Below are 18,085 nucleotides of genomic sequence, written 5' to 3' on the forward strand. Positions count from 1 at the left end.
CAAGAAGCCTCTTATTCCATTGTTCAAGATTAGAATAGGAGGCTTTTCGTATGGAAGTCATGATTGAAACCTGCTGCGGTATTGATGTCCACCAAAAATCCATTGTTTGTTGTATCCTAGATGGTCCACTAGATACCAACAAACCTAAGAAAATTCAGAAGAAATTCGGGACAACGACAGTCGCCCTTCAAAATGCTCTAGCCTGGCTAGAGGAAAACCGTGTGACCCATGTCTTCTTTGAGTCTACTGGCCAATATTGGCTCCCTCTTTTTAATATTTTCTCTGATTCCGATTTAGTCCTTGTTCTAGCTAATCCACAACACATCAAAAATGTTCCTGGTCGAAAAACGGATGTGAAAGATGCAGAGTGGATCGCTCAACTGGGTCGGTGTGGTCTCATTTCGCTATCTTATATTCCCAGTCCCGAGGTCATGCAATTGCGTTTACTCACTCGTCGGCTACGTTCTTATAAACAGCGTCAAACACAAGTCAAAAACGAAATTCATAATCTCTTACAGCGTGCCAACATTAAACTAACCAGCTATCTTTCTGATATCTTCTCCAAGACAGGCCAATCCCTTCTAACACTCTTTATTAACGGGGAAGTCATTGACTGTGATAGTGTATCAGCTTGCCTTCACAAGCATGTTAAAGCGAGTCCTGAGGAACTAGTTGAGGCCATGAATGGGAAGTTATCACTGGAAGATCGTTTTCTATTGAATCAGAGTTTGGAAGAATATCGGATGTATCAAGAACTTATGGATAAATTGACCAGCGAAATACAGACTTACATCGCAAAGGAGTTTCCCTGAAGAAAATCGATTACTCCAAACCATTCCTGGTGTGAGTGAAGCCTGTGCAGCCACTGTTTTAGCTGAAATTGGACCAAACGTAGATAGTTTTGAAACAGATGGACACTTAGCTTCTTGGGCGGGACTTTGTCCTGGTTCCTATGAAAGTGCTGGGATTAAAAAATCCTCGCATATCACACAAGGAAATCGCTATATCAAACAGGCCTTGACCATGTCTGGACTCATTGCGGCACACTCCAAAGACCCAGCATTTTCATCTTTATATAATAGAATTTCCCAAAGAGGAAGCAAGATGAAAGCTGTTATTGCCTGTGCCCATAAAATTCTTAGAACCATATACAAACTACTCTTAACCCATCAACCTTATCAAAAAGAAAAGGCGTTAGGACTGAGGCAACAGTTCTAACACCAAAACTTAAAAAATTTCAATTACAGTATAGCATAGGAAGTGATTTTTTGCGCTTTTTTACTGTTTTTTTCAAATAAAAAGGCTTCCCAGCCATCATTTTCACCAGTTGGTCACTCATAAACTTGGCTTGTTGTTCCACTAATTGCTTGGTGTACTTGTGATTATTCGCCGCAGCTTTGATATGAGTTCCATCCACGAAAATTTCAGAAGGGTCAATCAAACCAGCTCTTAAGGCTTGATTGAGAATTCGAGAGAAAATCTCAGAGATGAGCTCTTTTTCTTGGAATCTTCGACTGTAATTCTTCCCATAAGTAGTGAAGTGGGGGACCCTGTCATCGAGAGTAAGACCGAGAAACCAACGATAAGCCATATTGACTTCGATTTCCTTGATAGTTTGACGCATGGACCGAATACCATAGAGGCACTGAATAAGAGGGATTTTAACCAGCATGACAGGATCTAAACTCGGACGACCATTATCGGTTGAGTAGGTGTCCTCTACCAACTCATAAATGAAGTTAAAATCAATCACCTCATCAACTTGACGAAGGAAATGATCAATTGGAACAAGGTCATCAAGTGTATAGAAACCATATTGATTGCGGTTGTAATCTGGTTTTTCCTTATGAAGCATAGCCAAACCTCCTCATACTAGATACTTTAATTATACTCCTATTCACAAAGAAAAGCCCTTAGAAACCTAATTCCGAGGACTTTGTCTTCAGTCTGAGGACTCCCATTTTTGGAAGTCCTTTTCTTATTCACTAATATCGGTCTTTGGTTGCCAAACAAAACTAGCTAGGTAGCTAAAAAGGTAGGTCAAAATTAAGACCAATCCCACTACTAAGAGAATAGGCAAACGATAAATCAAGGTTAGATAATGAAAGATACTTTTTTTCTTTTGGAAAGATAGGTTGAGTTGGTCCAAACGATTAAATTCTGACTCGATCCGATGAGCCACCTCAGCTAAACCAGCCTGATCCAACCGTTTGATATCCGAAATATCGATAGGATCTCCGAAAGCCACATCAATACGGTCGCCAGCTAAGAGTCCTTTCAGTTTAAGCGGTCCAATATAAGAAGCTGGCATCAGTTTAACTTTAGCTGTCTTAGCAATAACTGCAACTCCCCCTTTTACCTCGCTAGAGTGACGGCTACCAGAAGGAAACATGACCAAGGAGCGGTCGCTCTTCTTCAACATTTTCACAGGATATTTGATAGCCGCTGTTCCTGGATTTTCCCGATCAATTGGAAATGCACCACATTTACTGATCCACCAGCCAAAGCCACGATCTTTGAACAGTTCTTTCTTAGCCATGAAAATAAATTGCTTGGGTGCTGCGGCATATCCTAGAAAAACAGGATCCCAAAAAGTTCTATGAGGAGAAATTAGGATATAATTTTCCTCCTTAGGTAGCATTTTTTCACGGTCATGATAATGAATATTGCCATTAATCGCCCACAAAAGCACTGACAACAAATTTCTTAAATAAGTATAAAACATATCTCTCTCCTAAAAATCATTAGACATATTATACCATATTTTCCTCCTCTCCCTAGGATTTTTCTATCCACTGTCACACTGGCTTATGCTATAATAAGAACATGACTCAATCATTATTACAAGCTGGTGAGAGAATCGACCAGCTCTTCTCAACAGATATTCAAATCATTCAAAATCGAGCCGTTTTTAGTTACTCAGTTGATAGCGTTCTCCTCTCTCGCTTTCCCAAACTTCCTGCAAAAAAGGGACTGATTGTGGACCTCTGTAGCGGAAATGGAGCTGTTGGACTCTTTGCCTCCAGCCAAACGAAGGCTAAGATTATCCAAGTAGAGATTCAAGAAAGATTAGCAGATATGAACCAACGCTCCATCCAACTCAATGAATTGGAAGAGCAAGTCTCCATCATCAATGATGACCTAGCCAATCTTCCACAGCATATCGGACGCTCCAAAGTAGACCTCATACTTTGTAACCCACCTTATTTTAAGGTAGATGAGCAGTCCAACCTCAACGAAAGCCAGCATTACCTCTTAGCCAGGCATGAAATTGCGACCAATTTAGACGCCATTTGTCAGGTTGCCCAGCAGACTCTTAAAAGTAATGGAAGACTGTCCATGGTCCATCGTCCCGACCGCTTTTTGGATATTTTAGATACCCTTCGCCACTATAAACTTGCCCCAAAACGCATCCAATTCGTCTATCCAAAACAGGAAAAAGAAGCTAATATGCTTCTGATTGAAGCCATCAAAGATGGCTCCACAGACGGATTAAAAATCCTTCCTCCTCTCTATGTTCATAAGGAAAATGGCGACTATACAGATGAAATTAGAGCGATTTACTATGGAAACTAAGGCTTATATGTATGTCGTCCAATGTGCAGATGGCACCCTCTATACTGGCTATACAACGGATGTAGACAGACGCATCAAGACCCATAATAGGGGAAAAGGTGCCAAATACACCCGAAACCGACTACCCGTCAATCTACTTTATCAAGAAGAGTTTCCTAGCAAACGAGAAGCAATGTCTGCGGAAGCCCTCTTCAAAAAACGCCTGACTAGACAAGAAAAGCTCGATTATATAAAAGAACACAGGAACTCTTAAATTCCTGTGCTCTTTTGTTATAGAAAGACTTTAACCCTCACAACCTCCACTCTTTATCTTTAAGATAGTTGGTAGTAAGAAATAGAATAGAGACTCTTGCGAGCCACCATTGCTTATCTTTCGCCTTTGTTACGGATCACAAAGCCAGTTTTCTTCTCACTTGACGTATTTTTGTGCGGTTTTTTGTTGTCTTGACGACGATTATCACGCTTAAACTTGTCATCGTGGCGTTTACCCTCACGACGGCCACCTTCGCGGTCGTCACGACGACGATCCCCACGGTAGCCACCACGGCGATCTCCATCCCGGTCATTACGACGATTACGGTCGTTTCGACCACGTCCACCGCCTTTGCCTTTACCGCCGAAGCCACCACCAGCTGGCTTGAATGGCAATGGTTTTTCATTGGCGATTTCCACTTTTGGCATATCTTCTGGATCTTGTACTGTTAAGTTGAGGACATAGAGGGCCAACTCTTCAGGAGTGAATTCAGCTGCTAATTTAACGGCGTCAGCCTTAAATTTGTCAAAACGAGCACGCAATTCTGAATCGGCAAAGTCTCGTTCAATCTTCTTAAGAGCTACTTTTTTCTTAGCTTCAAAAGCTTCATTTGCAGTCGCAGGTTTCATTCCTGTCATGCGTTTTTTAGTCAAGTTCTCGATGATCCCCAAGTAACCCATTTCGTTTGGAGATACAAAGGTGATAGACTGACCAGATTTACCAGCACGACCTGTACGACCGATACGGTGAACATAGCTTTCTGGATCTTGTGGAATATCATAGTTGTAAACGTGGGTCACACCAGAGATGTCCAAACCACGCGCTGCTACGTCTGTTGCCACCAAGATATCAATATGATCATTCTTGAAGTCACGGATCACACGTAGGCGTTTGCCTTGGTCCAAGTCCCCATGAATCCCTTCTGCGCGGAAACCACGTAATTTCAAACCACGGGTCAATTCATCCACACGGCGTTTTGTACGACCGAAGACGATGGAGAGTTCAGGTTGATCCACATCCATAAGACGAGTCATGGTGTCAAACTTTTCACCTTCTTTTACACGAATGAAAAATTGTTCAACGTTGACATTTGTTAATTCTGTCGCCTTAATCTTGACATGTTCAGAATCTTTCATGAACTTGATACCAATTTGTTTGATTGGCTCTGGCATGGTTGCTGAGAAGAGAAGGGTTTGACGTTCTTCAGGTACACGGCTGATGATGGCTTCGATATCTTCTAAGAAGCCCATGTTGAGCATTTCATCGGCTTCATCAAGAATCAATGTTTCCACATGATCCAAACGAAGAGCCTTACGCTTAATCAAATCAAGAAGACGACCAGGTGTTCCCACAACGACGTGAGCGCCTGAACGAAGAGCCTTGATTTGTTTGTCAATGCTTGATCCGCCATAAACTGAGCGAACCTTAACACCCTTGTCACGACCAAAACGGAAGAGTTCTTCCTGACTTTGAACAGCTAACTCACGCGTTGGAGCAATGACGAGGGCTTGAATCCTATTGTTATTTGTGTCAATTTTATTCAATGTTGGCAAACCGAAGGCTGCTGTTTTACCAGTACCAGTCTGGGCTTGACCAATGACATCCTTACCTTCAAGTGCCAATGGAATGGTCAATTCCTGAATAGGCGAAGGTGTTTCAAATCCAGCAGTAACAACTGTGGAGAGGATATCTTCCGATAAATTAAATTCTGTAAATTTCAAATGTCTCTCTTTTCTAAAAAGACAGTGCGAAGCTGCCTTATCACGCTTTATTTTGTTGCTTTGACAACTTATCTATTATAACACAATGAAAATAAATAGATAGGAATTACCCTTAAAGAAAGAAATAATACGTTTTCATCCCTGAATTTACTATATCAGATAAGCTAAATACAAATTAATATCTATGTACATTTGCTGTTATAGCCTCCCTAGACGCAAAAACCCCCTCTTCATTTCTAGAAAAGGGAGTTTTCATGGTCCTTCCAAGAGGACTATTATTTTTTACTGAACTCAGCTGCTTGAGTACCAGCTTGGCGACCGAAGATGACGATATCCGCTACGGCATTACCACCCATACGGTTGCTTCCGTGAACACCGCCAGTTACCTCACCTGCTGCGTAGAGACCAGGAATAGCTTTACCATCTTCTTTCAATACTTCTGTCTTAGTATTGATTTTCAAACCACCCATTGTGTGGTGGATACCTGGTGATACCTTGATAGCATAAAATGGTCCTTTGGACATGTCACGGTCCATACCAGTTTTACGGCCAAATTCTGTATCATTTTTGTCTGCAACATACTTATTCCAAGATTCAACGGTTGCTTTCAAGTTTTCATCAGAAACGCCGATAGCTTTTGCCAATTCTTCAACTGTGTCAGCTTTGACTGTCATACCTTTTTCTTCGTAAGTATCAATTGATTTTGAATGTTCACGAAGTCCTTGGTCAAAGACAACATAGGCATATTTTTCTGGCAGAGCGTTGATAGCTGCTGATACATTGTCACGTGTTTCCATTTCAGAGTAGAAACGTTTTCCTTCAGCGTTGACAAGGATAGCACCTTCACCACGGATAGCTTCCGAAACTAGGAATGGTTCTTTTCCTTTTTCTTGATAAACAGTTGGGTGAATTTGGATTTGATCTAATTGAACGGTTGCGGCACCTAATTTTTCAGCCATGGCAATCCCATCACCAGTTGCTCCTTCGTGGTTGGTCGTTACATAACCTTTTAATTCAGGTTTCAATTTCGTAATCATATCCATGTTGGCACCGAAACCACCAGCAGTATCAACTACTGATTTGGCAGCAATGGTTTTATTCTTACCATCAACAGTGACTTTAACACCTGAAACAGCGCCATCTTTTTCAGTAAATTCTGTCACATCTGCTTTAACAAAGATTGGAATCTCGTTTTCTTTCAAGTTATTGTAAAGGCCATTAACAAGGTAACCACCTACAGCTGAACCGTCTGCTGGACGATGGATACGCGCTTTTGAGAACCCACCTGAGAAACTGACATCACTGAGGGTGATTCCGATGCTGTCCAACCAATCAATCGCTTCTGCTGAATTATCAACCATGTAACGAAGCAATTCAGGATCGTTAGTTCCCTTACCACCTTTAAGACTTTCTTCATAGAAAAGATCGTTGGTGTCATCAATACCTTGTTCTTTTTGGAACTTGGTTTCAGAAGCGTTCATACCACCAGAAGATTTAGAAGTATTGCCTCCAATATTTGGCATTTTTTCTAAAATAACAACATCTGCACCAGCTTGTTTTGCAGAAAGTGCAGCGGACATACCAGCACCACCAGAACCGACAACGATAACATCATAGCTGTCTTTCAATTCTTTTGGATCAGTATACTGGTACTCAGTCGCACCAGAAACGACCTCTTCTTCAGTTGTGGTAGTTGCTGTCTCTTTTGCCTTGTCTGACTTCCCACAAGCAACTAAAAATAGGGCAAACATGGCTGCCAAAATGGCAAACCAAATTTTCTTTTTCTTCATCATATTTCTCCTTTTTTTATTTTGTGAAGAATGCTACAAGTTTATTGTACTTTATTTCACAATCTAAAGCAAGTATTTTTTGAAAAAAATGACAAAAAAAGAGGACATCTCATTTGGATGTCCTTCGTTTATAGGGATAACCCCTTTTCCAATTTTAAAAATTGCTCAATAATCGAATTTAAACTCAAAGAAGTTCCATATTAAGCTAAAAAGCAGGTTACAGCCATAGAAAAGATTTTTGCTTACATCTTCTCTTCTAGGCTGACTTCTGGATACTTGTCCGCAAACCAACGAAGGGCGAAATCATTCTCAAAGAGGAAGACCGGCTGGTCAAAGCGGTCTTTGGCCAAGATGTTACGGCTTGAGGACATGCGCTCATCCAAGTCTTCTGGCTTAATCCAGCGAACGGTCTTTTTACCCATTGGGGTCATGACCACTTCTGCGTTGTACTCGCCTTCCATACGGTGTTTGAAGACTTCAAACTGGAGTTGACCAACAGCCCCTAGCATGTATTCGCCGGTTTGGTAGTTTTTATAGAGCTGGATAGCTCCTTCTTGCACGAGTTGCTCAATTCCCTTATGGAACGATTTTTGTTTCATGACGTTTTTAGCAGAAACCTTCATAAAGATTTCTGGTGTAAAGGTTGGTAGTGGTTCAAATTCAAACTTATTTTTGCCAACTGTCAAGGTATCTCCAACTTGGTAGGTACCTGTATCGTAGACACCGATAATATCACCAGCTACAGCATTTTCAACATTCTCACGCGATTCTGCCATAAACTGAGTCACATTTGAGAGCTTTGCTCCCTTTCCTGTACGCGGTAGAGTAACGGACATCCCACGTTCAAATTCACCAGAGACCACGCGCACAAAGGCAATACGGTCACGATGACGAGGGTCCATATTGGCCTGAATCTTAAAGACAAAGCCTGAGAAATCTTTATCCAAAGGATCAATTTCCACACCTTCTGTAGTTTTGTGCCCATGCGGTTCTGGCGCAAATTCTAAGAAGGTATCAAGGAAGGTCTGTACCCCAAAGTTTGTAAGGGCTGATCCGAAGAAGACCGGTGTCAATTCACCATTGAAAATAGCTTCCTGAGAAAATTCATTTCCTGCTTCTTGCAAAAGTTCGATGTCTTCCAAAACTTGCGCATAGAATGGATTATTCCCAAACAGTTTATCCCCATCGGCTAACTCCGCAAACCGTTCCTCGCTCCGATACAATTCTAAGCGCTGATTGTGGAGGTCATAGAGTCCTTCAAAGGATTTCCCCATACCGATGGGCCAGTTCATTGGATAGCTGGCAATCCCCAAGACATCTTCGAGTTCTTCCAACAAATCAAGAGGCTCACGACCATCACGGTCCAACTTGTTAATAAAGGTAAAGACTGGAATGTTACGGTGTTTGACAACTTCAAAGAGTTTTTTGGTCTGCGCCTCGATACCCTTGGCAGAATCCACCACCATGACAGCTGCATCCACAGCCATGAGGGTACGATAGGTATCTTCAGAAAAATCCTCGTGGCCTGGTGTGTCCAGGATATTGACACGCTTTCCTGCATAGTCAAATTGCATGACAGATGAGGTTACTGAGATTCCACGTTGTTTCTCAATATCCATCCAGTCGGACTTGGCAAAGTTACCCGTCTTTTTCCCTTTTACTGTCCCCGCTTCACGGAGTTCACCCCCAAAGTAGAGCAACTGCTCTGTAATAGTCGTTTTACCAGCATCCGGGTGGGAGATGATGGCAAAAGTGCGGCGTTTTTTAATTTCATCTTGAATGGTCATACTTTTCTCTTTCTTTTCTATCTATTTTATACTCTTTGAAAATCAACATTAGATTTTGTTAAAACTCCTTATCTACCACTCGGTATGCCTGCGTCGCTTTGTCTCATCTATTTCTGATTTTCTTTGAGTATTAATTATCAATATACTTCGTATTCTACATGGGACTGACTTCCTTGTTTTTTGTGACAGCAAAAAAGAGCTGTATCGAAACAACTCCTTCATTATAGCTGAAATCTTCGCTTTTTTCAATGATTAGAGAGAGTCATTTGCAAGCTCTTTATATTGTTCCTGATCCCTAACCAAAACTTTTCCATATTTCCAGAAAAAAAAGTCAAAGGTGAGAATTAAGAAGATAAAAACCATTGACACAGCTAGAAAACGAAAAGGTGCACTAGCTCCTCCAATTAGAGGTGTCTCTCGTAGGAAACCGTAGTTTCCACCTGTTATCTGATTGACCAGTAACAAAAGACTACTGAAAGACAGCATTCCTATAATAACTTTTGGTTTATCCAAGAGATTTTTTCTAGGAAAACGCAAGAGATAAAGCAAGGAATTAACGAAAAGAGCATAATGTCCAACGATAAAACTAAAAATAGTGACATGAAAAAGTGAATAATTGTCCATAACGGGATAGGCAAAAGCTAAAATTGGACCGAAGATTCCGATTAAGGCAAAGTATCGCTTCCAACTATGTTTATCTGGTAAAAAGAGCACCATTAACATAGCTAAACGGCAATGGTAAAGAGGTAAACTTTCCTTAAAATTGCCAATCATGAGAGCATACCATCCGTAAATCAAGAGCAATTGAGTCATTTGTAAAACTTGAAAGAATCGACGGTAACTTTCATTTTTGTAGTAGCGTATCGTAGTATAAGCGAAGAAAATCAATAGACCCATCAAAATAGCGTAGAAGGGAAGAGTCATCACTGGAGCATGACTCTCTTGATTTGAGAAAAAATATGCTAGACTATTCATTTATTACTCTCCAAGCTGTCAACAATCTTGGCCAAATGCATGGAATTAGAACCTTTTAGCAAGATTTGATCATTGGAATGCATCATTTCCTTGATACAAACCAGCATATCCTCAAATTGGTCTTCATTGGCAGTTTTTTTGAAATAATAAACATGTCCAATTGGGAAGATTTGAGAGGCTAGTTGAGCTAATTCTGCAATATCTTCTCCGTAAAGTACCAATGTATCAATCTTATCTGGAGCTAGGCTCATGATTATATTACTATGCATCTGCACAGAATCCGGTCCTAGTTCTTTCATATCGGCAAGGACAGCGATTTTCTTGCCACCTTCATTAGCTGGGATGGCTGAAAAAGTTTCCAAAATCAGTTTCATAGCTGTCGGGTTAGCATTATAGACATCAGATAAGATATCTGCACCGTTAGCTGCTTTTTTCCATTCGGTCCTGTTGCGGGTCAGTTGCAGGTTGGCAAGCGCATCTAAAATATCTGCTTCTTCTACAGCCAATAATTTTCCGATACAGGCTGCAACAAGTGCATTAGTTGCATTGTATTTACCAGGAAAAGGTAGGTGAATGGGGTTCTCTAAAATAGAAGTATGGAAACTTAACGAATCCTTTTCCTCTTGTAAATTTTGAACACTGACTTCTTCCTTATCTCCGAAAGGAATAACCATCATGTTATCTGGTAAATAAGCATCAATAATAGGATCATCAGGTACAATCAGAATCCCATCTGAATCCATACCATCTGTAATCTGCATCTTGCCTTGGGCAATCTTTTCTCGGCTACCAAAAAACTCTAAATGAGCCTCACCAATCAAGGTCACTACAGAAATATGCGGTTTGGCAATTTTGGACAAGAGATGAATATCGCCCATATGATCCTGTCCCATCTCCAAGACGATTTTTTCTGTATCGTCCGGCATATGGAGAGCGGTATATGGCAGACCAATTTCATTGTTGTAATTGCCTTGTGTCTTGTAAGTTTTATAGGTTGTGGACAAAATGGCTGCAATCATGTCCTTAGTCGTTGTCTTGCCATTGGAGCCAGTGACTGCAATCACATCTACACCCAATTTATCCAGGTAGTACTGAGCTAGTAATTGAAAAGCGGCTTGGCAATCTTCCACGAGCAAATAGGGATGTCCGGAAATCTCTCTCTCAGAGAGAGTAGCTACTGCACCATTGGCAAAAGCAGTCTCGATAAAATCATGACCGTCACGCGCTCCCTTAAGGGGTACAAAGAGATCTCCCACTTGAATATTTCGGCTGTCAAATTCAGCCTGTCGCAGGGGAATGTCATCTAATTCAGACACCGTATTTTTAGCACCAACTACTTTGGCGACTTCATGCAATGTTAGTTTCATTCTGTTTCCTTTTTCTTTGATTGACCTGAGTCAAATATCCATATCATTATAGCATATTTTGTACATAATGGGACTATTTTTTTAAGGTCTTCTGTGGTAAAATAGACTAGCAGTCAATCTGCACAGAGTAAGTGATTCGCGTTAAGTGTGTGTGAATGGGATGTCGTCACACAACGAAGCCTAGTGCGCGGTGAATCATTGCATCCGCTGTTGTCAAGAAAACTTGAACGAACAGCTCCAGACTATTTTAAGGAGCCTTTTTATGCAAAAATATTTTCCAATGCCAAAGTTGACCACCCAGCGTTTGGTGACAATTGCCATGCTGATTGCCTTGGCTTATGTGGTTGATCAATTCAAGTTAACCCTGATTCATAATCAGTTAGTGATCAGTTTTGGCTTCATTGTCAATGCCATCATGGGTACTATTACTGGACCAATTTATGCTTTTCTGACAGGTGCTATTGAAGATCTTCTGACTATGCTCTTGTCATCAAATGCAGCTAGCTTTATTCCTCTATGGACTCTTATGGATGCCTTCATTTCTGGACTCTATGGTTTCTTTTTCTATGGTCGTGAAATCTCATACAACCAAAAGAAAGATTGGATCTATGTTTCCATAGTTGTCAGCATCATTACCATCTTGGGTTCCTTGATTTTGACACCGCTCTTGATTCAAACCTATTTCAAAACACCTATTATGGCCCAATTCATCGCGGGTCGTTGGATTAAAATTTTTGAAATCCCAGTGCGTATCTTTGTTCTCATGGTAATCTTACCTCAAGTTCAACGTATTCCAGAACTTCGTAAGTTAATGGGACTTAAGAAATAGCATAAAAAATCGGAAGACTCACATCCATCTTCCGATTTTTATATTTCCTTTTTAAATCAAATGGCTTTCACGTTTGTCAAACATTTCTTGACCTAAGCGGACCAATTCTTCAATCAAATCAGAATAAGCTAAGCCCATATTTTCCCAAAGAAGAGGATACATAGACCACTGGGTGAAGCCTGGCATGGTATTGAGTTCATTAAGGTAAATATGACCTTCCTCCGTATAGAAGAAGTCACACCGAGCCAAACCGCAACCACCCAGTGCACGAAAGGCTTGGTTAGCATAGTTTCGCATCGTTTCCATGTCTGACTCATTCATCTTGGCAGGAATATCCATGCTTATTTTGTTATCAATATACTTGGCTTGATAATCATAAAATTCCACATCTTTAACCACTTCACCAGGCAAGCTTGTTTTAACATCCTGGTTGCCAAGGATACCCACTTCAATTTCACGAGCATGAACTCCTTGCTCAATCAAAATTCGGCTATCGTATTTGAGAGCCAGTTGGATGGCTTCTCGCAATTGGTCTTCATTTTCAGCCTTTGATATACCGACTGATGATCCCATATTGGCTGGTTTGACAAAGACTGGGAAGGTCAGCTTAGCAGTCGTTTCCGCTACTTTTTCTTCCAAATCTTCCCCTTCAATATAAACTGAATAAGCCACCTGGGGAACACCAACTGATTCTAAAATATGCTTAGTGGTAATCTTGTCCATCGCAGCACTTGAAGCCAGGACGTTTGTGCCCACATAAGGCATTTTAAGAACTTCTAAGAAACCTTGGATAGATCCATCTTCTCCCATAGGCCCATGGAGGACCGGAAAGACAACCGCATTCTCTTCATAGATATCACTGGCTTTGATTTTCTGCCTCATCACAATCGTTTCATTGGTCATGAGTTTTTCATCATCAGATGGTTTACTGCCAAATTCCTGGGTTTTAATAAAATCACCGCTTTGACTAATAAAATAAGTTTTCACAAAAAACTTATCATAGTTGACCGCTCTCATGACACTCTGAGCTGAAAGGACCGATACCTCGCGCTCGGCAGAACGACCTCCATATAATAAAATCAAGTTTTGTTTTTTCATCTTGTTCTTCCTTGTAGAAATTTCTCGTCACCGCTTATCATATCATAATTTACGGTAAGATTCAAAAAGGAAAATATCTCATTACTTTATAAAAGGTGGACTATGTAGAAAAGGTTAAAAAAGCAAAAGGCTTACAAGCAAGATTCTGAAAAAATTGCTTGTAAGCCTTTTTCACAAAGAAAATCTTCATTTTTTTTTTGATATGGATGAAAGATCCTTTTCACAAAATTTCGTTTATTTTTCTAAGGCATCTGTCATGCCTTTTTCTACTGCATGCTCGATGATTGGGCTACTTGTCTTGATACCAACCAGTGTATTAATCAATTGTTTGACATCGATACCAACAGAATCATTGAGACCCGATTGGACCTGGGTCATAGATTTGGTAATATCTTCTACCATCTTAGCAGAATTTCCTTCGCCATACATGGTAATGGAGTCAATCTTAGTCAGTGGTTCTGCGATGGCTCTGGCAACATCGGGCAGAGCATTAAAGTACATTTCAAGGACGGCCGCCTGATTCATCTTAGCCATAGCTTCTGCTTTCTTCTCAAGACCTTGCGCTTCTGCTAACAATTTAGCCTCGATAGCAGCTGCTTCAGCTTCCCCTTTGGCACGGATACCATCCGCTTCAGCTAACATGGCTTCTTTATCCGCCTGGGCTTGTTGAGTCCGCTCGTAAGCTTCGGCTTCCACTTCCTTCTGACGTTTGAAAAAGTCTGCTTGAGCTTTTTGTTCTTGGGCATAGCGTTCTGCATCTGCTTGAGCTTTGACTTCAGCTTCAAGGGATTGACGACGTACCTTAACTTCTTGTTCCTTAACCAGCGCTTCTTGTTCTTGCTTGACGATATTGGCTTCGGCTGTTTCTCGCTCAATATCTTTTCGCTGAATCTGTTGTTGGATTGAGTAAGCTGCATCAGCTTTGGCAGTCTCAGTATCGGCTTCAGCTTTGAGGGCAGCTTGACGTTTAGCCAAATCATTTTGCTTCTGAGCAATTTCCAAATCCGCTGCTACACGAGCATCATTGGCCAATTTATCTGAAGCAGCTTGTTGTTCTGCAATTTCTTGTTGAGCACGGGCTTTAGCCTTAGCAGCTTCTTTTCGAATTTGCTCGGTATTATCAATCCCTAGATTTTCAATTACGCCCTTTTCATCAATTAAGCCTTGGATGTTAAAGGCTACGATTTCCAGACCCATTTCTTCCAAATCTTTGGTTGCATTTTCCTGAACTTTCTCAGAAAATGAAGCGCGGTTGGTTACAATGGCTTCCAACTTCATTTGACCAATGATAGCCCGGAGGTGACCTTCTAAAGTATCCCGAACCTCATCCGCGATATCTTCTTGTTTCTTGTATAAGAAATTTCGAGTAGCCGATTGGAAAAGTTCTGGTCGCTCTGTGCCAATTTTTACCTTAACAGCTGCGTCTACTTTAACATTAATATAGTCATTGGTTGGAACAAAATCAGTTGTTTTAGCATCAACTGAGATCATACCAGCCGTCATAGTATCCACACGTTCGATAATGGGCATCTTCCAGCCGGTCTTCCCTTGAATGACCCGTTGACCACGAGGGCCGGAGATAACCTTGATTTCTCCCGGGGAAGCTGAAACAAAGCCAGCAAAAAAAATAACCAATGCGACTAAGATGACGACCCCGACAATAATAATGGGAATGAATGAAGCTAAATACATATTGTTCTCCTTTATTTTTTATACTCTTTGAAAACCAACATTAGATTTTGTTAAAACTCCTTGCCTACCACTAGGTATGTCTGCGTCGCTTTGCCTCATCTACTTTTGAGTTTCTTTGAGTATTGGAACTATTTTTTTACACTTTTATTCTATCATATTTTATAAAAAAGGTTGAAAAAAACCATAATTTCCTCAAGGGTTTCATTATGGTTACAATTCTGTTCGATTTTCAATAGCTCGAAGTAAGGTGACTTCATCCGCATACTCGATATCCGCTCCTACTGCCAAACCTCGAGCCAATCGCGTCACTTTGATGCCAGCAGGCTTGAGAACGCGAGAGATATACATAGAAGTAGCTTCGCCATCTGCCGTGGCATTAGTGGCCACGATCACCTCTTCCACCTCATTTTCCATGAGGCGTGTCAAGAGTGTCTTGAGATTAATGTCATCTGGACCGATGCCATTCATTGGCGAAATCAGACCATGCAAGACGTGATAAAGACCGTGGTATTCTTGGATATTTTCCATAGCGGAAACATCGCGACTATCTTCCACAATCAGAATGATAGACTGATCTCTTGTTTCATCTTGGCAAATGGCACAAGGATCTTGATCAGTCAGATTACCGCAAATAGAACAGTAGGAAAGTTCCCGTTTGGCAGCCAGTAAATTTTTAGCAAATTCATTGACCACTTCATCTTCCATACCAATGGTGTAAAAGGCCAAACGAGTGGCCGTTTTAACACCGATTCCGGGTAATTTAGAGTAGGATTCAATCAATTTAGCAATTGGGGTAGGGTAGAGCATATGTTTTTCCTTAATTCATGGGATAGAGCGAGTTATAAAGGTTGACAATATCGGTCATGATTGCTTGACTAGTTTTGGACTGCAAATCTGTTAGATTTGGGAGAACCACAGCCACAGCAATCTTGGGATCATGACTTGGTGCATAAGCTACAATATTAGTGTTGACTGCACTTTGAACCTGACCATCTTTATTGGTGACAAATGTTTCAGCAGTACCCGTTTTGGCACTGATGGATAGACTCGAATTAGCCATGGAGGTACCAGTTGAAAAACCACTGGCACCATGAACAACCTGATAAAATCCTTCTTGAATGATACCCATGTTTTCTGGAGAAATATTGACTTGGTTGAGAACCTGACCTTTGACCTCCTCAATCTTATCACCCATAGAACCATCTTCCTTATTGCCATAGATGCCTTCTACTAGATGAGGAGAAATCCGACTTCCACCATTTGCGACGGTTGCCGCATACTGGGCCATCTGCATTGGAGTGTAGTTATCGAATTGACCGAAGGCATTAGTCAAGTAATTGCCGATTGTAAAATCTTCTGTGATATAGCCTGTTGACTCTAGAGGCAAATCAATGCCTGTTGCCACACCCAAGCCATACTGACCAAAACCAGACCGCATTTCTTCCATAGCTACCGCTAACTGATCTGTTTGGTTTAGGACCATATTGGGAACATAGGGCTGTCCCAACATTTTAAGAGCAATCTGTACCATATAAGTATTAGAGGAATACTGGAGAGCCTCGACAGCATTAATATTTCGGTTCCCATAGACAGTAAACCAAGAATTAATGGGAGCAGAACCTGCAAATTGAATGGGCTGATCTCTCAGGACTTGATTACCCTGAATGACCCCTGTTTCCCATCCTGTCGAGATGGTAGCACCTTTTACAATGGAACCTGGAACAAAAGTATCTGTCACAGTTCCCAATGTATTTGCTTGGATATTTTGAGTGCCTTTTTCATGCTTATAGCCAGCCATGGCAAGGACAGCACCAGTGTGTGGATTGAGAATGACTGCATAAATTCCATCAGAATACAGAGCACTCCCCCTTGACAGCTCACTCTCAAAGTGACCTTTCAAAATTTCATTGACCTTATCCTGAAACTCTAAATCAATGGTCAGTTTGATGTTATCGCCCTTGCTACCTTCTTGTGTCGTCTCAATAGTCTCCACATTTCCATGTCGATCCAAGTTAATATGCTTAATTTCTCGCTGACCTTGTAGTTTGTCTTCATATTGTTTTTCCAGGTAAGCCGTCCCTACCCTGTCTTTGAGAGAATATCCCTTGGACAAATAAGCCTCAGCTTCCTCTTCTGGAATACCTGCTTGCTCAGAAGTTACCGTACCGATAATTGACGAAAGAGAGGTGGGCAAGACCACACGATTCCAGTTACTATTTGTTGATACACCTGGAAGTTTGTCTTCGTTGGCTGCAATAAAAGCAATTTGCTGGGCTGACAAGGGCTCCGTAGCTAAATTGACTGTCTCGAAATAAGCGGCTGCATTCATCTGGCTAAAGAGCTCAACAGCCTTATTTTCCTCTTCAGAAAACTGCAACTGTTCTTCTTTTAAACTATCCACAGCATTGCTATAGACTGTCGCTTCTGGCAATAAATTTCCATCTGTATCAAAACGTTGCTCACGCGGCAAAGCCTTGACAACTTCACTATAAACAGCACTATCCGCCAAGTAATAATCAGCCTTATCACGACGGGAAACATTGACTTCTGAAACAGCTACAAATTCTACTAATTTTTGAGCAATTGACTTCATTTCAGTGGCAGTAATCCGATTGCTACGTGTAAACGAGACTACCTGCACAACCTTATTATCAACCAGAGGTCGGCCTTTTGCATCATAAATTTGACCACGAACAGAGCTCCTGGTAATTGTTTTTTGGCTGGCTGTTTCTAGTTTGTCACTATAAAACTTCGTGTTGATAATCTGCATATAAGCCAGACGAACAAGTAAGATGGAAAACAATAAAATAACAATGGAAAATAAAATATTCAATCGACTGGGGATGAAATTATTTCTTTTTCCCAAACGCGAATTCTTGTTCTTAGTCACTTGACAACCTCATTCTAGAAAAATTCCTATCTATTATATCACAGAACTAGATTTTTCTCCCAAAGTTTCTGTCAAATTTTGGAAGCCATTCTTTCGGATTCTCTCAA

Annotated in this window: 14 protein-coding genes, 2 pseudogenes and 1 riboswitch; of the genes and pseudogenes, 5 read left to right on the forward strand and 11 right to left on the reverse strand. The window is 41.0% G+C overall.

Translation table 11 applies throughout. From position 1 onward, the window contains the following. The first annotated feature begins 50 nt into the window (after nt 1–50). Nucleotides 51–812 (forward strand): IS110 family RNA-guided transposase, encoded by a 762-nt coding sequence (locus BN1356_RS05655; RefSeq protein WP_093649747.1) that lies wholly within the window; start codon nt 51–53, stop codon nt 810–812. Nucleotides 813–831: 19 nt separating this feature from the next. Then, a pseudogene (locus BN1356_RS05660) lies at nt 832–1,218 on the forward strand (transposase); the annotation flags it as partial. A gap of 40 nt (nt 1,219–1,258) precedes the next feature. On the opposite strand, the pseudogene BN1356_RS05665 reads toward BN1356_RS05660, so the two are convergent. Both BN1356_RS05665 and BN1356_RS05670 read right to left on the reverse strand, forming a co-directional pair. Further along, nucleotides 1,259–1,855: pseudogene (locus BN1356_RS05665) on the reverse strand (transposase); the annotation flags it as partial. Nucleotides 1,856–1,978: 123 nt separating this feature from the next. Continuing rightward, complete coding sequence (locus tag BN1356_RS05670; protein ID WP_093650424.1) at nt 1,979–2,725, reverse strand: lysophospholipid acyltransferase family protein; 747 nt, start codon at nt 2,723–2,725, stop codon at nt 1,979–1,981. A gap of 101 nt (nt 2,726–2,826) precedes the next feature. Between BN1356_RS05670 and BN1356_RS05675 the strand changes: the two genes are divergently transcribed. Both BN1356_RS05675 and BN1356_RS05680 read left to right on the forward strand, forming a co-directional pair. Beyond that, nucleotides 2,827–3,576 carry a tRNA1(Val) (adenine(37)-N6)-methyltransferase gene (locus BN1356_RS05675; protein WP_093650425.1) on the forward strand — a complete coding sequence of 250 codons (750 nt, stop codon included), beginning with the start codon at nt 2,827–2,829 and terminating at the stop codon, nt 3,574–3,576. Then, the gene (locus BN1356_RS05680; RefSeq protein WP_093650524.1) at nt 3,566–3,829 is read left to right on the forward strand and encodes a GIY-YIG nuclease family protein; all 264 of its coding nucleotides are present in this window, start codon (nt 3,566–3,568) and stop codon (nt 3,827–3,829) included. Before BN1356_RS05675 ends, BN1356_RS05680 begins: the two co-directional genes overlap by 11 nt. Before the next feature lie 113 nt (nt 3,830–3,942). On the opposite strand, the gene cshA is transcribed toward BN1356_RS05680, so the two are convergent. The 5 genes from cshA to BN1356_RS05705 all read right to left on the reverse strand — a co-directional run bounded on the left by cshA (nt 3,943) and on the right by BN1356_RS05705 (nt 11,469). Continuing rightward, a complete protein-coding gene (gene cshA / locus BN1356_RS05685) occupies nt 3,943–5,550 on the reverse strand; it encodes a degradosome RNA helicase CshA (protein ID WP_093650426.1) in 1,608 nt (535 codons plus the stop codon). 275 nt (nt 5,551–5,825) lie between these two features. Further along, entirely contained in the window at nt 5,826–7,340 is a 1,515-nt protein-coding gene (locus tag BN1356_RS05690) for a flavocytochrome c (protein ID WP_093650427.1), read from the reverse strand. Between the two features lie 242 nt (nt 7,341–7,582). Further along, the gene (locus BN1356_RS05695; protein ID WP_093650428.1) at nt 7,583–9,127 is read right to left on the reverse strand and encodes a peptide chain release factor 3; all 1,545 of its coding nucleotides are present in this window, start codon (nt 9,125–9,127) and stop codon (nt 7,583–7,585) included. Between the two features lie 252 nt (nt 9,128–9,379). After that, a complete protein-coding gene (locus BN1356_RS05700) occupies nt 9,380–10,102 on the reverse strand; it encodes a YwaF family protein (RefSeq protein ID WP_093650429.1) in 723 nt (240 codons plus the stop codon). Continuing rightward, the gene (locus tag BN1356_RS05705) at nt 10,099–11,469 is read right to left on the reverse strand and encodes a UDP-N-acetylmuramoyl-tripeptide--D-alanyl-D-alanine ligase (protein WP_093650430.1); all 1,371 of its coding nucleotides are present in this window, start codon (nt 11,467–11,469) and stop codon (nt 10,099–10,101) included. Before BN1356_RS05705 ends, BN1356_RS05700 begins: the two co-directional genes overlap by 4 nt. 121 nt (nt 11,470–11,590) lie before the next feature. Beyond that, nucleotides 11,591–11,681: riboswitch (THF riboswitch) on the forward strand. Nucleotides 11,682–11,731: 50 nt separating this feature from the next. Between BN1356_RS05705 and BN1356_RS05710 the strand changes: the two genes are divergently transcribed. Then, nucleotides 11,732–12,298, forward strand: a complete 567-nt coding sequence (locus BN1356_RS05710) for a folate family ECF transporter S component (protein ID WP_093650431.1) — start codon at nt 11,732–11,734, stop codon at nt 12,296–12,298. A gap of 51 nt (nt 12,299–12,349) precedes the next feature. On the opposite strand, the gene BN1356_RS05715 is transcribed toward BN1356_RS05710, so the two are convergent. From BN1356_RS05715 to pbp2b, 4 genes are all read right to left on the reverse strand, one after another. Then, nucleotides 12,350–13,396 (reverse strand): D-alanine--D-alanine ligase, encoded by a 1,047-nt coding sequence (locus BN1356_RS05715; RefSeq protein ID WP_093650432.1) that lies wholly within the window; start codon nt 13,394–13,396, stop codon nt 12,350–12,352. Nucleotides 13,397–13,630: 234 nt separating this feature from the next. Continuing rightward, nucleotides 13,631–15,088 carry a flotillin family protein gene (locus tag BN1356_RS05720; protein WP_093650433.1) on the reverse strand — a complete coding sequence of 486 codons (1,458 nt, stop codon included), beginning with the start codon at nt 15,086–15,088 and terminating at the stop codon, nt 13,631–13,633. 210 nt (nt 15,089–15,298) lie between these two features. Beyond that, nucleotides 15,299–15,895, reverse strand: a complete 597-nt coding sequence (recR, locus tag BN1356_RS05725; RefSeq protein WP_093650434.1) for a recombination mediator RecR — start codon at nt 15,893–15,895, stop codon at nt 15,299–15,301. A gap of 10 nt (nt 15,896–15,905) precedes the next feature. Further along, nucleotides 15,906–17,978: a penicillin-binding protein PBP2B gene (gene pbp2b / locus BN1356_RS05730; protein WP_245620308.1), complete on the reverse strand. Its 2,073-nt coding sequence runs from the start codon at nt 17,976–17,978 to the stop codon at nt 15,906–15,908. Nucleotides 17,979–18,085: the final 107 nt, after the last annotated feature.

The sequence above is a fragment of the Streptococcus varani genome (assembly GCF_001375655.1).
Classification (GTDB): domain Bacteria; phylum Bacillota; class Bacilli; order Lactobacillales; family Streptococcaceae; genus Streptococcus; species Streptococcus varani.